At 47.0% G+C, this 17,141-nt stretch carries 12 protein-coding genes; 10 read left to right on the top strand and 2 right to left on the bottom strand.

Annotation, left to right across the window (positions count from 1 at the left end; genetic code table 11):
- Nucleotides 1-328: 328 nt before the first annotated feature.
- From BacF7301_RS09855 to BacF7301_RS09835, 5 genes are all read left to right on the top strand, one after another.
- Nucleotides 329-1,093 carry a ParA family protein gene (locus BacF7301_RS09855; protein ID WP_022138067.1) on the top strand — a complete coding sequence of 255 codons (765 nt, stop codon included), beginning with the start codon at nt 329-331 and terminating at the stop codon, nt 1,091-1,093.
- A gap of 11 nt (nt 1,094-1,104) precedes the next feature.
- Nucleotides 1,105-1,995: a ParB/RepB/Spo0J family partition protein gene (locus BacF7301_RS09850; RefSeq protein ID WP_167962353.1), complete on the top strand. Its 891-nt coding sequence runs from the start codon at nt 1,105-1,107 to the stop codon at nt 1,993-1,995.
- Nucleotides 1,996-2,880: a DUF5683 domain-containing protein gene (locus BacF7301_RS09845; RefSeq protein ID WP_167962351.1), complete on the top strand. Its 885-nt coding sequence runs from the start codon at nt 1,996-1,998 to the stop codon at nt 2,878-2,880.
- Nucleotides 2,881-2,914: 34 nt separating this feature from the next.
- The gene (locus BacF7301_RS09840) at nt 2,915-4,210 is read left to right on the top strand and encodes a lytic transglycosylase domain-containing protein (protein ID WP_167962349.1); all 1,296 of its coding nucleotides are present in this window, start codon (nt 2,915-2,917) and stop codon (nt 4,208-4,210) included.
- 72 nt (nt 4,211-4,282) lie between these two features.
- Nucleotides 4,283-6,526 (top strand): RelA/SpoT family protein, encoded by a 2,244-nt coding sequence (locus BacF7301_RS09835; RefSeq protein ID WP_167962347.1) that lies wholly within the window; start codon nt 4,283-4,285, stop codon nt 6,524-6,526.
- A gap of 98 nt (nt 6,527-6,624) precedes the next feature.
- Here the strand turns inward: BacF7301_RS09835 and BacF7301_RS09830 are convergent, their stop codons facing one another.
- On the bottom strand, nt 6,625-6,969 hold the full coding sequence (locus BacF7301_RS09830) for a MerR family transcriptional regulator (RefSeq protein ID WP_167962345.1): 345 nt from the start codon (nt 6,967-6,969) through the stop codon (nt 6,625-6,627).
- A gap of 20 nt (nt 6,970-6,989) precedes the next feature.
- Nucleotides 6,990-7,958, bottom strand: a complete 969-nt coding sequence (locus tag BacF7301_RS09825) for a M23 family metallopeptidase (protein ID WP_167962343.1) — start codon at nt 7,956-7,958, stop codon at nt 6,990-6,992.
- Nucleotides 7,959-8,064: 106 nt separating this feature from the next.
- Here BacF7301_RS09825 and alaS point away from each other — a divergent pair, with 106 nt between their 5' ends.
- The 5 genes from alaS (at nt 8,065) to BacF7301_RS09800 (ending at nt 17,126) form a co-directional block, all read left to right on the top strand.
- Complete coding sequence (gene alaS, locus BacF7301_RS09820) at nt 8,065-10,683, top strand: alanine--tRNA ligase (RefSeq protein WP_167962341.1); 2,619 nt, start codon at nt 8,065-8,067, stop codon at nt 10,681-10,683.
- Between the two features lie 262 nt (nt 10,684-10,945).
- Nucleotides 10,946-13,183, top strand: a complete 2,238-nt coding sequence (locus BacF7301_RS09815) for a GH92 family glycosyl hydrolase (protein WP_167967159.1) — start codon at nt 10,946-10,948, stop codon at nt 13,181-13,183.
- Nucleotides 13,184-13,210: 27 nt separating this feature from the next.
- Nucleotides 13,211-13,768 (top strand): RNA polymerase sigma-70 factor, encoded by a 558-nt coding sequence (locus BacF7301_RS09810; RefSeq protein WP_049701877.1) that lies wholly within the window; start codon nt 13,211-13,213, stop codon nt 13,766-13,768.
- Between the two features lie 34 nt (nt 13,769-13,802).
- Entirely contained in the window at nt 13,803-14,810 is a 1,008-nt protein-coding gene (locus BacF7301_RS09805; protein ID WP_209319518.1) for a FecR family protein, read from the top strand.
- A gap of 39 nt (nt 14,811-14,849) precedes the next feature.
- Complete coding sequence (locus BacF7301_RS09800; protein WP_167962339.1) at nt 14,850-17,126, top strand: GH92 family glycosyl hydrolase; 2,277 nt, start codon at nt 14,850-14,852, stop codon at nt 17,124-17,126.
- Nucleotides 17,127-17,141 lie beyond the last annotated feature (15 nt).

Raw genomic sequence — 17,141 nt, 5'->3', positions numbered from 1 at the left:
TCGCACAAAAGTAGCAAAAAGAAGCCGTACCACCAAACCCTCTTTCCTTCAGATGAAAAGTATCTTCCATCCCCCACTCTCACCCGTTTACAAATCTTAATCTTCTGCAAGCGAGCAAAAAAAGAAATAAATATCCAATATAAATATGTATATTTGCAAGCTCACAAAGAGAAAGGTAGATGGAGAACCTGTCTTGGTTTTGTAACCGTTTCGTCCGACAGTTATTAACAAAACAGGCGACTTATCAACAGAAATTGCAAAGTTTCTCTTTTTTCGTAGGCGCTCTAAGGATTTATCACTTATTTCGCTGCCAATAAATTTAGAGAATATGGGAAAAATTATTGCTTTGGCCAATCAAAAAGGCGGTGTAGGAAAGACTACGACTACGATTAACCTCGCAGCCTCACTTGCTACACTCGAAAAGAAGGTACTCGTGATAGATGCCGACCCGCAAGCTAATGCCTCTTCCGGACTGGGAGTAGACATCAAGCAGTCGGAATGCACTATCTATGAATGCATTATTGACAGAGCCAACGTACAGGACGCTATCCTCGACACAGAAATTGATTCTTTAAAAGTAATCTCTTCGCACATCAATCTTGTAGGAGCAGAGATTGAAATGCTGAACCTCCCAAACCGCGAAAAGATTCTGAAAGAAGTGCTTACACCTTTGAAGAAAGAATATGACTATATTCTGATAGACTGTTCGCCTTCATTAGGTCTTATTACGATTAATGCCCTTACAGCGGCGGACTCGGTGATTATCCCCGTGCAAGCCGAATATTTCGCTCTCGAGGGTATCAGCAAACTGCTGAACACCATCAAAATCATCAAATCAAAACTGAATCCGGCTCTTGAAATCGAAGGGTTCCTGCTCACGATGTACGACTCACGTCTGCGCCAGGCCAACCAAATCTACGATGAAGTAAAACGACACTTCCAGGAACTGGTATTCAACACAGTCGTTCAACGAAATGTCAAATTGAGCGAGGCTCCCAGCTACGGTATCCCGACCATCCTTTACGATGCGGACTCTACCGGCGCCAAGAACCACCTGGCTCTTGCTAAAGAGATTATCAACCGAAATAAATAAAAGAAGAAGATATGGCAACACCAAAAAGAAATGCATTAGGACGCGGACTTGACGCCTTGCTCTCAATGGATGACGTGAAAACCGAAGGTTCTTCTTCCATTAATGAAATAGAGTTAGCGAAGATTGCCGTCAATCCCAACCAGCCGCGCCGTGAGTTTGACGAAACGGCTTTGCAGGAACTGGCTGACTCGATTGCCGAAATCGGTATTATCCAACCTATTACCTTGCGTAAAGTCTCGGACGATGAATATCAAATTATCGCCGGAGAACGCCGTTATCGTGCTTCGCAAAAAGCAGGGCTAAAAACAATCCCCGCTTACATCCGCACCGCCGACGACGAGAACATGATGGAAATGGCGCTGATTGAAAATATACAGCGTGAAGACCTGAATGCCGTAGAAATCGCACTTGCCTACCAGCATCTGCTCGACCAGTACGAACTGACACAGGAGCGCTTGAGCGAACGTATCGGCAAGAACCGTACGACAATCGCCAACTACCTGCGCCTGCTGAAACTGCCGGCTCCCATACAGATGGCATTGCAAAACAAACAGTTGGACATGGGGCATGCACGTGCGCTCATTTCACTGGGCGACCCTAAACTACAAGTTAAAATATTCGAAGAGATACAAGAGCACGGATATTCCGTCCGTAAAGTAGAAGAAATTGTTAAATCATTAAGCGAAGGAGAAGCTGTGAAAAGCGGTACGCGGAAAATAACCCCGAAACGTGCCAAACTTCCGGAAGAATTCAACTTACTGAAGCAACAGCTCACAGGCTTTTTCAATACCAAGGTACAACTCACTTGCTCCGAAAAGGGGAAAGGAAAAATCAGTATTCCTTTCGGCAACGAAGAGGAACTGGAACGTATCATGGAAATCTTCGATACGTTAAAGAAGTAAATGACTAGAATAAGTAAGAAATATCAGTTACCCGTCATCGCCCTGCTTCTCTGTTTTCTACAGGTGGCAGGGATTGATGTGTATGCACAATCCACTGTCACTCCGGTGCAGAAAGACACAACTATCATACAGCGGGAAGCGCCGAAAGCCCGTGCCAGAAGGCATCGTGAACCGACGGTACAGGATTCGCTGAAGAAAGATTCCATCCGGATTATACCGTCCAAGGAACTTCCTTCTGTCGATAGCCTGTCGGCTGCCAAGATACAAATAGCAGACAGTCTGGACGCAGTGAACAAGAAGGAGTTGAAAAAGATAGAGCAGCCGGCGTCTATCGTTGTCAAGACAGACAGTGTTCCACCTGCACAGGATATTAACAAGAAGATATTTATCCCGAATCCGACCAAAGCGACCTGGCTTGCTGTCGTATTCCCCGGCGGCGGACAGATTTACAACCGTAAATATTGGAAACTACCTATTATATACGGTGGATTTGCTGGTTGTGCGTATGCATTGAGCTGGAACGGCAAGATGTACAAAGACTACTCACAAGCCTACCTGGACATCATGGACAGCAACCCGAACACCAAAAGTTACGAAGACTTGCTGCCCCCCAACGCTACTTACAACGAGGAGCAGTTGAAAAATACATTAAAACGAAGAAAAGATATGTTCCGGCGTTACCGGGATCTTAGTATATTTGCATTTATCGGAGTTTATCTTATCTCTATCATCGACGCGTATGTGGATGCAGAGTTGTCCAATTTCGATATAACTCCCGACCTGAGCATGAAAGTAGAACCGGCTGTTATCGACAATAACAATCAGTTCCGCTCGAATAGTTTTAAGAACAAGTCGGTTGGCTTGCAATGCGTATTACGATTTTAAAAAACACAATTTAGATTGATCTTATTATTGAAGCATGAAGAAATTAGTAAACTATTGTTCGATTATTTTCCTTTTACTGGTAGCAACGTCTCAAGTAAAGGCGCAAAGTGTAGATGTAGTGATTCGTGAAAATGGAACTGAACGCAAAGAAAGCATCGACCTGCCTAAAAGTATGACATATCCTCTTGACAGTCTGTTGAATGACTGGAAAGCTAAAAACTATATTGATTTAGGCAAAGATTGCAGCACAGCGGATATCAATCCTCTGTTCAGCGACTCTGTGTACATCGACCGTTTGTCACGCATCCCGGCTGTCATGGAAATGCCTTACAATGATATTATTCGCAAATTCATTGATATGTATGCAGGGCGTCTGCGCAATCAGGTTTCGTTCATGTTGAGTGCCTGCAACTTCTATATGCCTATTTTTGAAGAAGCGTTGGACGCATACGGGCTTCCGTTGGAGCTGAGATACCTTCCTATTATCGAGTCTGCGCTGAATCCTTCGGCCGTATCCCGTGCGGGAGCTTCAGGCTTATGGCAGTTTATGATTGGTACAGGAAAAATCTACGGTCTGGAATCCAACAGCCTGGTTGATGACCGCCGCGACCCAATCAAGGCGACTTGGGCTGCTGCCCGTTACCTCAAGGAGATGTATGCCATTTACGGAGACTGGAATCTTGTGATTGCTGCTTACAACTGCGGCCCCGGTACTATCAACAAAGCTATCCGCCGTGCCAATGGTGAAACAGATTATTGGAAAATCTACAATTACCTGCCTAAAGAGACACGTGGATACGTACCTGCCTTTATCGCAGCCAACTACGTGATGACTTACTACTGCGACCATAACATCTGCCCGATGGAAACAAACATCCCGGCAAGTACGGATACTGTGCAAATCAACAAGAACCTGCACTTCGAACAGATTGCCGACCTTTGCAATGTTCCGCTGGATCAGGTTAAGAGTTTGAATCCGCAATATAAAAAGTCTATAATTCCGGGTGACAGCAAGCCTTACACACTCCGTCTGCCTATCGAAGCAATCAGCACTTTCATCGACAGACAAGATACGATTTATGCGCATCGTGCCGACGAGTTGTTCCGCAACCGTAAGACTGTGGCTGTGAAAGACATTACGCCTGCAACACGCAAAGCGACAACAGCCGTTGCCGGTAAAGGCAAACTGACCTATCATACAATAAAAAGTGGTGACACTTTGTCATCTATTGCGGGAAGATACGGTGTCAGTGTCAAAGATATACAGCGGTGGAACGGAATGTCTAATACAAAGATTGCAGCAGGAAAACGATTGAAAATATACAAATAACCGGCATCCCGCTTGCACCGTTCGGAAATTTGCTTATTTTTGCAAAACTAAGCAAGTGAAAGGATAACAATTATGGATAATCTGACCCCCAAAGAAATAGCTGACGAAGAGATGATCAATCAGGCGTTCCACGAACTACTGAATGATTATCTCAGCACAAAACATCGCAAGAAAGTCGAAATCATAACGAAGGCTTTCAACTTCGCCAATCAAGCGCATAAAGGTATCAAACGCCGTTCCGGCGAACCTTATATTATGCATCCGATTGCCGTCGCGAGTATCGTATGCAATGAAATCGGTCTTGGTTCCACCTCTATCTGTGCAGCTTTACTGCATGATGTAGTGGAAGATACTGACTATACGGTAGAAGACATCGAGAATATCTTTGGACCGAAGATTGCCCAAATTGTAGACGGGTTGACTAAAATATCCGGTGGTATCTTCGGCGACCGTGCTTCGGCACAGGCAGAGAACTTCAAGAAGTTACTGCTCACGATGTCCAACGACATCCGGGTAATCCTTATCAAGATAGCCGACCGCTTGCACAACATGCGTACCCTCGGTTCCATGTTGCCCAACAAGCAATATAAGATTGCAGGAGAAACTCTTTATATCTATGCTCCATTGGCCAACCGCCTGGGACTCTACAAAATCAAGACTGAACTTGAGAACCTGAGTTTCAAGTATGAACATCCCGAAGAATATGCGGAAATAGAAGAGAAACTGAACGCCACAGCCGCCGAGCGCGACAAGGTTTTCAATGACTTCACAGCTCCTATCCGTACACAGCTTGATAAGATGGGATTGAAATACCGGATACTTGCCCGTGTTAAATCAATCTACTCTATCTGGAATAAGATGCAGACCAAGCATGTTCCTTTCGAAGAGATCTATGACTTGCTGGCTGTCCGAATCATCTTCGAACCACGCAACGATGAAGAAGAGCTCAACGATTGTTTCGATATTTACGTTTCTATCTCCAAGATATACAAGCCGCATCCCGACCGTCTGCGCGACTGGGTAAGTCATCCCAAAGCAAATGGTTATCAAGCTTTACACGTCACTTTGATGGGTAATAACGGTCAGTGGATTGAAGTCCAGATTCGTAGTGAACGAATGAATGACGTTGCCGAACAAGGTTTTGCCGCACATTGGAAATACAAAGAAGGGGGCGGCAGCGAAGATGAAGGCGAATTGGAGAAATGGTTGAAAACCATCAAGGAAATATTAGATGACCCGCAACCGGATGCCATCGACTTCCTGGATACCATCAAGCTGAATTTATTTGCTTCCGAAATATTTGTATTCACACCAAAAGGGGAACTGAAGACCATGCCGCAGAACTCAACGGCACTCGACTTTGCTTTTTCCCTGCACACAGATATCGGCAGCCATTGTATCGGTGCCAAAGTGAATCATAAATTAGTGCCGCTAAGCCACAAGTTACAAAGTGGCGACCAAGTAGAAATCCTTACATCCAAATCGCAGCGTGTGCAACCGCAATGGGAAGTATTCGCAACTACTGCCCGCGCCCGTGCCAAGATAGCGGCGATTCTCCGCAAAGAGCGGAAGGCTAATCAGAAAATCGGAGAAGAGATTCTTAGCGAATTCTTGAAGAAAGAAGAAATCCGCCCGGAAGAAACCGTTACCGAAAAGCTCCGTAAGCTACACAATGCCAAGAATGAAGAAGAATTACTGGCTGCTATCGGCAGTAAAGCTATCATCTTGGGAGAAGCGGACAAAAATGAACTGAAAGAAAAACAAACCAGTAACTGGAAGAAATACCTTACGTTCTCTTTCGGCAACAGCAAAGAGAAACAACAGGAAGAAAAAGAGCCGCAGGAAAAAGAAAAAATCAATCCGAAACAGGTACTCAAACTAACGGAAGAAAGCCTGCAAAAGAAATATATCATGGCAGAATGCTGCCACCCCATTCCGGGTGACGACGTGCTAGGTTACGTGGACGAGAACGACCGGATTATTATTCATAAACGCCAGTGCCCTGTTGCTGCCAAACTGAAGAGCAGTTACGGTAACCGTATATTGGCTACGGAGTGGGATACGCATAAAGAGCTTTCTTTCCTTGTCTATATATATATAAAAGGTATAGACAGTATGGGACTTCTGAACGAAGTGACTCAAGTCATCTCTAGACAGCTCAATGTAAATATCCGCAAGTTGACCATCGAAACTGAGGATGGCATCTTTGAAGGTAAAATACAGCTATGGGTGCATGATGTGGAAGACGTGAAAACAATCTGCAACAACTTGAAGAAGATTCAAAATATCAAGCAGGTGAGTCGTGTAGAAGAATAAAACAACAGGCACGGATTACACGGATTTCACGGTTTTAAGAGCTTGATTAGCTGAAACCGTGTATTCCGTGTAATCCGTGCCTGAAAAATCATAGAACTCTACTCACGTCCGTCCAACTCCCGTTTGATAGCCAAAAGTTCGTCTTTTATCGCTTTCAGTTTATTCACGATTTCATAATTACGAATCGTAGCTTCCTTATTATCTTTCAGACGTTGCCGGGCTCCCGGAAGAGTCATACCTTTCTCTTTCACCAAATGATAAATAAGCCCGATTGTCTCCACGTCCTCTTTGCGGTACTGGCGTATTCCTCTTCCTATTGTCCTGGGCGAGATTTGCGGAAACTCCTTTTCCCAAAAACGAAGCAGGGATTGATTGACACCGAACATATCTGCCACCTCTCCTATTGAATAATATAACTTCAGTTCTTTATCCGTATTAAGCATAACATTCCTTTTTTAGAAGATTAATCGAACACCTTACCGTGGTTGGCAGCCAACTGAATCATCTTCTCGTAATCTTCCGCACTCAAATCCATGAAATAGTAATTCACCGGATTCACAACCTGCCCTTTCACATGCACTTCATAATGAAGATGCGGGCCAGTACTCTTTCCCGTACTGCCTACCTTTCCGATAATCTCACCACGCACCACCTTCTTTCCTACTTTCGTATTAAATCCCTGCAAGTGTGCATAACGGGTCATATAACCAAAGCCGTGGTCGATTTCAATCGTGTTGCCATATCCGGTTTCCCATCCGACTTTCACCACCGTTCCGTTACCGGTAGCATACACATCCGTCCCCGGATGAGCGGAGAAGTCCATCCCCGCATGGAACTTCGTCGTACCATAAATCGGGTCGATACGCGTGCCGTAACCGGAAGCCGTCTGCCGAAGGTCTTTATTTGAAATAGGCTGAATGGCAGGAACACATTTCAACATCTCATCGTGATTCTTGCACATATCTATCACGTCGTCAAAAGACTTGGATTGGATATACAACCGTTTGGAGAGCACATCCAGTTTCTGAGTCGTATTCACGACCAACTTGGAGTTCGCCAAATCCATCAGTTCCTCGTAACGGTTCGTGCCACCGTAACCCGCCTGACGGATAGCCGGAGAAACCGGGTCTGCCTGAAGGATAACCCGATAGAGGTTGTCGTCACGTTGCTGAATATCCTGAAGCACTCCCATTGCATCGTCCAGACGACGGGAAAGCACATTATACTGTGCCAGAAGGCGGCTGTTTTCGATTCTTAATTCCTTCTCCGACGGAGAGCCGAAGATAAGGAGCAACACGATGAAACACCCCGCTCCCAGTCCCATTCCATAGAAAAGCCGGCGCAAAATGCTGAGTGCACGCTGCCGCACGGTAGGGTAGATTCGGTCGTAAGTCTGGGTCTGTGGATTATAGATGTAATATACTTTGCGCATCTTTTTGGAAATATTTCGCTTGTTAATACGGCAAAAGTAATAAAAACAAGCTATCTTTGCACAGTTTTTTGAGAATATTAACCTCAACGATAGATATATAGAAGATATGTTGACTGCAAAAGAAATCAGAGATTCATTCAAGAATTTCTTTGAGTCGAAAGGACACCACATCGTTCCGTCGGCTCCCATGGTGATAAAAGACGACCCTACCCTGATGTTTACCAACGCGGGTATGAACCAGTTTAAAGATATTATTTTGGGTAACCACCCGGCGAAATACCAAAGAGTCGCGGACTCTCAGAAATGCTTGCGCGTAAGCGGAAAGCACAATGACCTGGAAGAAGTAGGACACGACACATACCACCACACCATGTTCGAGATGCTCGGCAACTGGTCGTTCGGTGACTACTTCAAGAAAGAAGCCATCAACTGGGCATGGGAGTATCTGGTAGACGTACTGAAACTGAATCCGGAACATCTCTACGCCACCGTATTCGAAGGAAGCCCCGAAGAAGGACTGAGCCGCGACGACGAAGCCGCTTCTTACTGGGAACAATTCCTGCCGAAAGACCATATCATCAACGGTAACAAGCACGACAATTTCTGGGAAATGGGTGATACAGGACCTTGCGGACCCTGTTCCGAAATCCATATCGACCTTCGTCCGGCAGAAGAACGTGCCAAAATCTCCGGTCGCGACCTCGTCAACCACGACCATCCGCAAGTGATTGAAATCTGGAACCTCGTGTTCATGCAATATAACCGCAAAGCAGACGGCAGTCTCGAACCGCTTCCGGCTAAAGTTATCGACACCGGTATGGGATTCGAACGCTTGTGCATGGCTTTGCAAGGCAAGATTTCCAATTACGATACAGACGTATTCCAGCCGATGTTGAAAGCCATCGCAGCCATGTCCAACACAGAATACGGAAAAGACAAGCAGCAGGACATCGCCATGCGCGTGATTGCCGACCATATCCGTACGATTGCTTTCTCCATCACAGACGGCCAGTTGCCGTCCAACGCCAAAGCAGGTTACGTAATCCGTCGTATCCTCCGTCGTGCTGTCCGTTACGGATACACATTCCTCGGACAGAAGCAGGCATTCATGTACAAACTGCTGCCCGTGCTTATCGACAACATGGGAGACGCTTATCCCGAACTGATTGCACAAAAGACACTGATTGAAAAAGTAATCAAGGAAGAAGAAGAATCATTCCTGCGCACACTGGAGACAGGTATCCGCTTGCTCGACAAGACCATGGAAGATACGAAAGCAGCAGGAAAAACAGAAATCAGCGGTAAAGACGCCTTTACCTTATATGATACGTTCGGTTTCCCGCTCGACCTGACAGAACTGATTCTCCGCGAAAACGGAATGACTGTCAATATCGAAGAGTTCAACGAAGAGATGCAGCAGCAGAAACAGCGTGCCCGCAACGCCGCCGCCATCGAAACCGGTGACTGGATTACGCTGAAAGAGGGAACGACTGAATTTGTAGGTTACGACTATACCGAATACGAAGCATCTATCCTTCGCTATCGTCAAATCAAACAGAAGAACCAGACATTGTATCAGATTGTGCTTGACCGTACCCCGTTCTATGCAGAAAGCGGTGGTCAGGTAGGCGATACCGGTGTATTGGTAAGCGAGTTCGAGACGATTGAAGTGGTAGACACCAAGAAAGAAAACAACCTTCCGATACATATTACCAAAAAGTTGCCCGAACATCCGGAAGCTCCGATGATGGCTTGTGTAGACACTGACAAACGTGCTGCCTGTGCAGCCAACCACTCGGCTACCCACTTGCTGGACGCTGCCCTGCGCGAAGTTTTGGGCGAGCATATCGAACAGAAAGGTTCGCTGGTGACTCCGGACTCATTGCGTTTCGACTTCTCACACTTCCAGAAAGTGACCGACGAAGAAATCCGCAAAGTGGAACACATCGTCAATGAAAGAATCCGTGCCAACATACCTTTGAAGGAATACCGCAATATTCCTATCGAAGAAGCTAAGGAATTGGGAGCTATCGCCCTCTTCGGTGAAAAGTATGGTGACAAAGTACGTGTTATCCAGTTCGGTTCTTCTATCGAATTCTGTGGCGGTACGCACGTAGCCGCAACCGGAAACATCGGTATGGTGAAAATCATGTCGGAAAGTTCTGTCGCTGCCGGCGTTCGTCGTATCGAAGCATATACCGGAGCACGCGTAGAGGAATTGCTGGACACTATTCAGGATACCCTCAGCGATTTGAAGGCACTCTTCAACAATGCTCCCGACTTGAGCATCGCTATCCGCAAATATATTGACGAAAACGCAGGACTGAAGAAACAGGTGGAAGACTTCATGAAAGAAAAAGAAGCCAGCCTGAAAGAAAGACTGTTGAAGAACATACAGGAAGTTCACGGTGTCAAAGTTATCAAGTTCTGTTCTCCGCTACCGGCAGAAGTAGTGAAGAATATCGCTTTCCAACTTCGTGGCGAGATTACAGAGAACTTGTTCTTCGTAGCCGGAAGCACGGACAACGGCAAACCGATGCTGACAGTGATGCTGAGCGACAATCTGGTAGCAACAGGTCTGAAAGCAGGTAATCTAGTGAAAGAAGCTGCCAAACTGATTCAAGGCGGCGGCGGCGGTCAGCCTCACTTCGCAACTGCCGGCGGTAAGAATACCGACGGATTGAATGCGGCAGTCGAAAAGGTACTGGAACTCGCAGGAATCTAAGAGTAAGATAAAAATAAATAAAGATAGGAGCTGTTTCTCTCAACAGCTCCTATTTTTTTAGGCACGGATTCCGCCACCGGGGAACACACCGTCCGGCACCGGGGAACAAGAACACAACAACAGCACCCATCTCCCTCATTAAAAAAATATTAAGTCCATACAGTAGGCTTGTTACAGTTTTTTTCTACCTTTGCAAACAGATTAATTATTTTTCTTATCCTTCAAATAAATAAAATAAGTAATCACTAATACCTGAAGAATGATGAGAATACCGACTTATCTATGCCTGCTGTTAACCTGCATGCTCATTTCTTGTACCCCTACGCAAGAAAAACACGAAACAGATTACACATCTTATGTAAATCCATTTATCGGAACCGACTTTACCGGAAACACCTACCCGGGTGCGCAAGCCCCTTTCGGCATGGTGCAACTCAGCCCCGACAACGGACTCCCCGGATGGGACCGCATCTCCGGCTATTTCTATCCGGACAGCACAATCGCCGGATTCAGCCACACGCACCTCTCCGGCACCGGAGCAGGAGATTTGTACGACATCTCCTTCATGCCCGTCACTCTGCCTTATAAAGAAGCCGAAGCTCCGCTAGGCATCCACTCCAAATTCTCCCATGAAGACGAGAGTGCCTACGCCGGCTACTACCAAGTGCGCCTGAAAGACTACAATATCAATGTCGAACTGACCGCAACCGAACGCTGCGGCATCCAGCGCTACACCTTTCCCGAAGCCCAATCCGCCATCTTCCTAAACTTGAAGAAAGCCATGAACTGGGATTTCACCAACGACTCACATATCGAAGTAGTAGACTCCGTCACCATCCAAGGCTACCGCTTCTCCGACGGTTGGGCACGCGACCAGCATATCTACTTCCGCACCCGCTTCTCCCGTCCTTTTGAGAAAATGGAGTTGGACACGACAGCCATCATCAAGGAAAACAAGCGCATCGGCACAGCCGTCATCGCCCGTTTCGACTTCAACACCAAGGAAGGCGAACAGATTCTCGTAAACACAGCCATTTCCGGCACAAGCATGGAAGGCGCAGCCAAGAACCTGCAAGCCGAAGTGCCCGAAAACGACTTCGACAAATACCTCGCCGAAATGAAAGCAAACTGGAACCGGCAACTCGGAAAGATTGAAATAAAAGGCGACAACGAGAACGACAAAGTCAATTTCTACACCGCCCTCTATCATTCAATGATTGCCCCCACCATTTACAGCGACGTAGACGGAGCCTACTACGGCCCCGACAAAAAAGTACACCAATCCGACGGCTGGGTGAATTATAGCACCTTCTCCCTGTGGGATACCTACCGTGCCGCCCATCCGCTCTTCACCTACACCGAACCGGAACGTGTCAACGACATGGTGAAATCCTTCATCGCCTTCTACGAACAGAACGGACGCCTGCCCGTATGGAACTTCTACGGAAGCGAGACAGACATGATGATTGGCTACCACGCCGTCCCTGTCATCGTAGACGCCTACTTGAAAGGCATCGGCGACTTTGACGCGGAAAAAGCATTGAACGCCTGTGTAGCAACCGCCAACCTTGACAACTACCGCGGCATCGGACTCTACAAGGAACTGGGATACATCCCCTACAACGTGACCGACCACTACAACGCCGAAAACTGGTCGTTATCCAAGACACTGGAATATGCCTTCGACGATTACTGCATCGCCGAAATGGCAAAGAAGATGGGCAAGCAGGACATCGCCGACACGTTCTACAAACGTTCGCAGAACTACAAGAACGTCTACAACCCCGCCACCTCTTTCATGCAGCCACGTGACGACAAGGGAGCCTTTATCAAGGACTTCAAAGCCGACGACTACACCCCGCACATCTGCGAAAGCAACGGATGGCAATATTTCTGGTCGGTACAACACGACGTTGACGGACTGATAGACCTTGTAGGCGGTAAAAACAGATTTGCCGAGAAACTGGACAGCATGTTCACCTACCATCCGGCAGCGGATGCCGAACTTCCGCTTTTCAGCACGGGAATGATAGGCCAGTACGCGCACGGCAACGAACCGAGCCATCACGTCATCTACCTGTTCAACTCGATAGGCTTTAGCGACCGGACTCAATATTACGTAGCAAAAGTAATGAACGAGCTTTATAAAAACGAGCCTGCCGGACTTTGCGGCAACGAAGACTGCGGACAGATGTCGGCATGGTACGTATTCAGCGCCATGGGATTCTACCCCGTAAACCCCGTCAGCGGAAAGTATGAAATAGGTACTCCCCTCTTCCCGGAAATGCAGTTGCACCTGGCGAACGGCAAGACTTTCACCGTACTTGCCCCCAACGTAAACAAAAAGAATATCTATATTCAGTCCATCAAAGTGAACGGACACCCCTACGACAAGACCTACCTCACCCATGAGCAAATCATGAGCGGAGCTACCGTCGAGTTCGAAATGGGTGAGACTCCCAAGGCAATAGGAGTCATCTTTGAAGAAAAGAATCCATAAATAAAACCGAACTAAACTATCGAGAGAATGAATGAAAACTTCGATGTAACCTACCAAACGTTATTCCGCAGGTACTACCCCAGCCTCATCTTCTATGCCACCCGCCTGGTGGGCGAGGAAGATGCGGAAGATGTGGTACAGGATGTGTTTGTGGAGCTATGGAGACGGAAAGACAGCATAGAAATAGGCGACCAGATTCAAGCCTTTCTCTATCGTGCCGTCTATACCCGTGCCCTCAACGTTCTGAAACACCGGAACGTGGAAGACGGTTACTGTGCCGCCATGGAAGAAATCAACCAGAGGCGTGCAGAGTTCTATCAACCGGACAACAACGAAGTGATTCAGCGGATTGAAGACAGGGAGCTTCGCAAAGAAATCTACGACGCGATTAACGAACTGCCGGACAAATGCAAGGAAGTTTTCAAACTCAGCTATCTTCACGACATGAAAAACAAGGAGATAGCCGACGCTCTCGGAGTTTCACTCCGCACGGTAGAAGCACATATGTACAAGGCTTTGAAGTACTTGCGCAGTCGTCTCAATCCACTTTGGATTATTCTTTTCTTATTTTTATGGCAAGATTGATAAGTGTTTTTGTGTTCTGAATTGTATTATTAATATGAAGGAGAAGAAAATGAGTAATCTGAGTGAAGATATAATCAACAAATATCTGACAGGACAATGCACTGAAGAGGAACTCGTCGAAGTAAATACTTGGATGAAAGAATCGGAAGAAAATGCCCGGCAGTTATTCCGCATGGAAGAGGTTTATCATTTGGGTAAATTCAATCAATATGCCGACGGGCAACGGATGGCACGTGCGGAAAAACAGCTCTACAAGAAGCTGGACGAAGAAAAAGGAAAACAGAACAAAATACTGCGTATGCATCGCTGGATGAGATACGCGGCTGCCATTGCTGCCATATTGGTCATCGGTGGCGGAGCCGGATACTGGTTCTATCAGAGCGGAACCGACCAGCAAATGATGGTTGCCGTCGCCAACGAAGGCATCGTGAAGGAAGTTGTCCTGCCGGACGGTACCAAAGTCTGGTTGAACAACTCGGCAATATTAAAATACCCGCGCGAGTTTTCCGAGAAAGAGCGCAACGTGCATCTGGAAGGAGAAGCCTATTTCGAAGTAACCAAGAACCGTCACAAGCCGTTCACCATACAGAGCGACGCCATGCGTGTACGTGTACTGGGGACAAGGTTCAACTTCAAATGCGACAAACGTTGCCGGATAGCGGAAGCGACACTGATTGAAGGTGAAATTGAAGTGAAAGGCAACAAGGAAGAAGGACAAATCATCCTCGCCCCCGGACAGCGTGCGGAACTGAACAAGAACAACGGACGGCTGACTGTGAAGCAAGTGGATGCCAAGATGGACGCCGTATGGCACGACAACCTGATTCCGTTCCAGAAAGCCGATATCTTCACCATCACCAAGGCTTTGGAACGTTTCTATGACGTGAAGATTATCTTGTCTCCCGACATTCAGTCGAACAAGACCTACTCCGGTGTACTGAAACGGAAAGCGGATATCGAATCTGTATTGAAATCATTGCAGAACTCTATCCCTATTGATTATAAAATTGTCGGAAGCAACATCTTTATTTCTCCCAAATAAGAGAGAAGGGTCCGACGGAACTAAAAAGCTATTAACACCATGAAATTGAGAACATTCCTAATAGTAGGATGTTTAGGAGGAATATTCACACTTAGCTCCTGCACAGCCCCCACTAGCGTAAAAGACTATAGTGCTTATGTCAACCCTTTCATCGGGACAGGCGGACATGGACACACTTTCCCCGGAGCAGTAGTTCCACACGGCATGATTCAGCCCAGTCCGGACACACGGATTGATGGTTGGGATGCCTGTTCGGGATATTATCATGCGGACTCCACCATCAATGGTTTCTCTCATACGCACGTCAGCGGTACAGGCTGTTGCGACTACGGAGACGTACTGCTCATGCCCACCGTCGGCAAACAGCAATATCTGACTACCGACCCTCAAAGCCAGACACTAGCCTATGCCTCTGCCTTCTCGCACGAGAATGAAACGGCAGAACCGGGCTATTATTCCGTATTTCTGGATACTTATCAGGTAAAAGCTGAAATATCAGCCACCAGCCGCGGCGCTATCCACCGCTACACTTTCCCCGAAAGCACCGAATCCGGTTTTATCATCGACCTCGATTACAGCCTGCAACGCCAGACGAACTCGGAAATGGAAATCGAAGTGATTAGCGACACGGAAATCTGCGGACACAAGAAAACTACTTATTGGGCGTTCGACCAGTACATTAACTTTTACGCCAAGTTCTCCAAACCGTTCTCTTACACGCTCGTCACCGATTCTGTCACTATGGACGACGGCAAGCGGCTTCCCGTCTGCAAAGCGTTACTGCATTTCAACACGAAGAAAGATGAACAGGTGCTTGTGAAAGTCGGTGTTTCTGCTGTCGATATAGCAGGGGCACGCAAGAATGTGGAATCGGAAATCCCCGCATGGGACTTCGATAAGGTACGCAAAGACGCACGCACTGCCTGGAATCAATATTTGTCGAAAATTGACATCACTACTTCCGACAAGGAAGATAAAACCATCTTCTACTCCGCCCTCTACCACACGGGCATCAGTCCGAACCTGTTCACCGATGTAGACGGACGTTATTTAGGGATGGATCTCGAAGTGCATCAGGGAGATACAGTCAACCCTATATATACTGTATTCTCATTGTGGGACACCTTCCGCGCACTGCACCCGTTAATGACAATCATCGACCCCGATTTGAACAATCAATTCATCAACTCGCTGATAAAGAAACATCAGGAAGGCGGAATATACCCGATGTGGGATTTGGCTTCCAACTATACCGGTACGATGATCGGTTACCATGCCGTCCCCGTCATCGTGGATGCGTATATGAAAGGCTACCGCAATTTTGACGCGAAAGAGGCGTACAAAGCCTGCCTGCGTGCAGCCGAATATGATACTACCGGCATCAAATGTCCGGATTTGGTATTGCCGCATCTCATGCCGAAAGCCAAGTATTACAAGAACGCCATCGGCTATATCCCCTGCGACCGCGAAAACGAATCGGTAGCCAAAGCGCTGGAATATGCGTACGACGACTGGTGCATCTCTATCTTCGCGGAAGCTATGAACGATTTTGAATCCAAGGCCAAATACGAACGTTTTGCCAAAGCATACGAATTCTACTTCGACAAGTCAACCCGCTTCATGCGCGGACTCGACTCGAAAGGTGAATGGCGCACACCGTTCAACCCGCGTGCTTCGACCCACCGCAACGATGATTATTGCGAAGGAACAGCGTGGCAGTGGACTTGGTTTGTGCCGCATGATGTAGAGGGATTAGTCAATCTGATGGGTGGCGAGGACGCGTTTGTACAGAAACTCGATTCTCTGTTCACTGTTGATTCATCGCTCGAAGGCGAAACGACCTCATCGGACATCAGCGGTCTTATCGGACAATATGCGCATGGCAACGAGCCGAGCCATCATGTTATCCACTTGTATAACTACGTAAACCGCCCGTGGAGAACTCAGGAGTTGGTAGACAGCGTATACCGGAGCCAGTATGCCAACAGCATAGACGGGTTGTCGGGCAATGAAGACTGCGGTCAGATGTCTGCATGGTACGTTCTTAACTCTATGGGATTCTATCAGGTATGTCCGGGCAAACCGGTATATTCCATCGGTCGCCCTGCTTTCGATAAAGCGGTAGTCAATCTGCCCGACGGAAAGAAATTCAGCATTGTAGTTAAGAACAATACGAAAAAGAATAAATACATCGAAAGCGTAACGCTGAACGGCAAACCGCTGGATACTCCATTCTTCAACCATCAGGACATCGTGAGCGGTGGAACGATAGAAATCAAGATGACCGCCCAGCCCACAGAATGGGGAGTAAAATAATACGTTTGATTGCTA

It is taken from the genome of Bacteroides faecium, from assembly GCF_012113595.1.
Taxonomy (GTDB): domain Bacteria; phylum Bacteroidota; class Bacteroidia; order Bacteroidales; family Bacteroidaceae; genus Bacteroides; species Bacteroides faecium.
The sequence above is the reverse complement of the archived record's forward strand: the minus strand, read 5'-3'. Positions and strand labels throughout refer to the sequence as shown.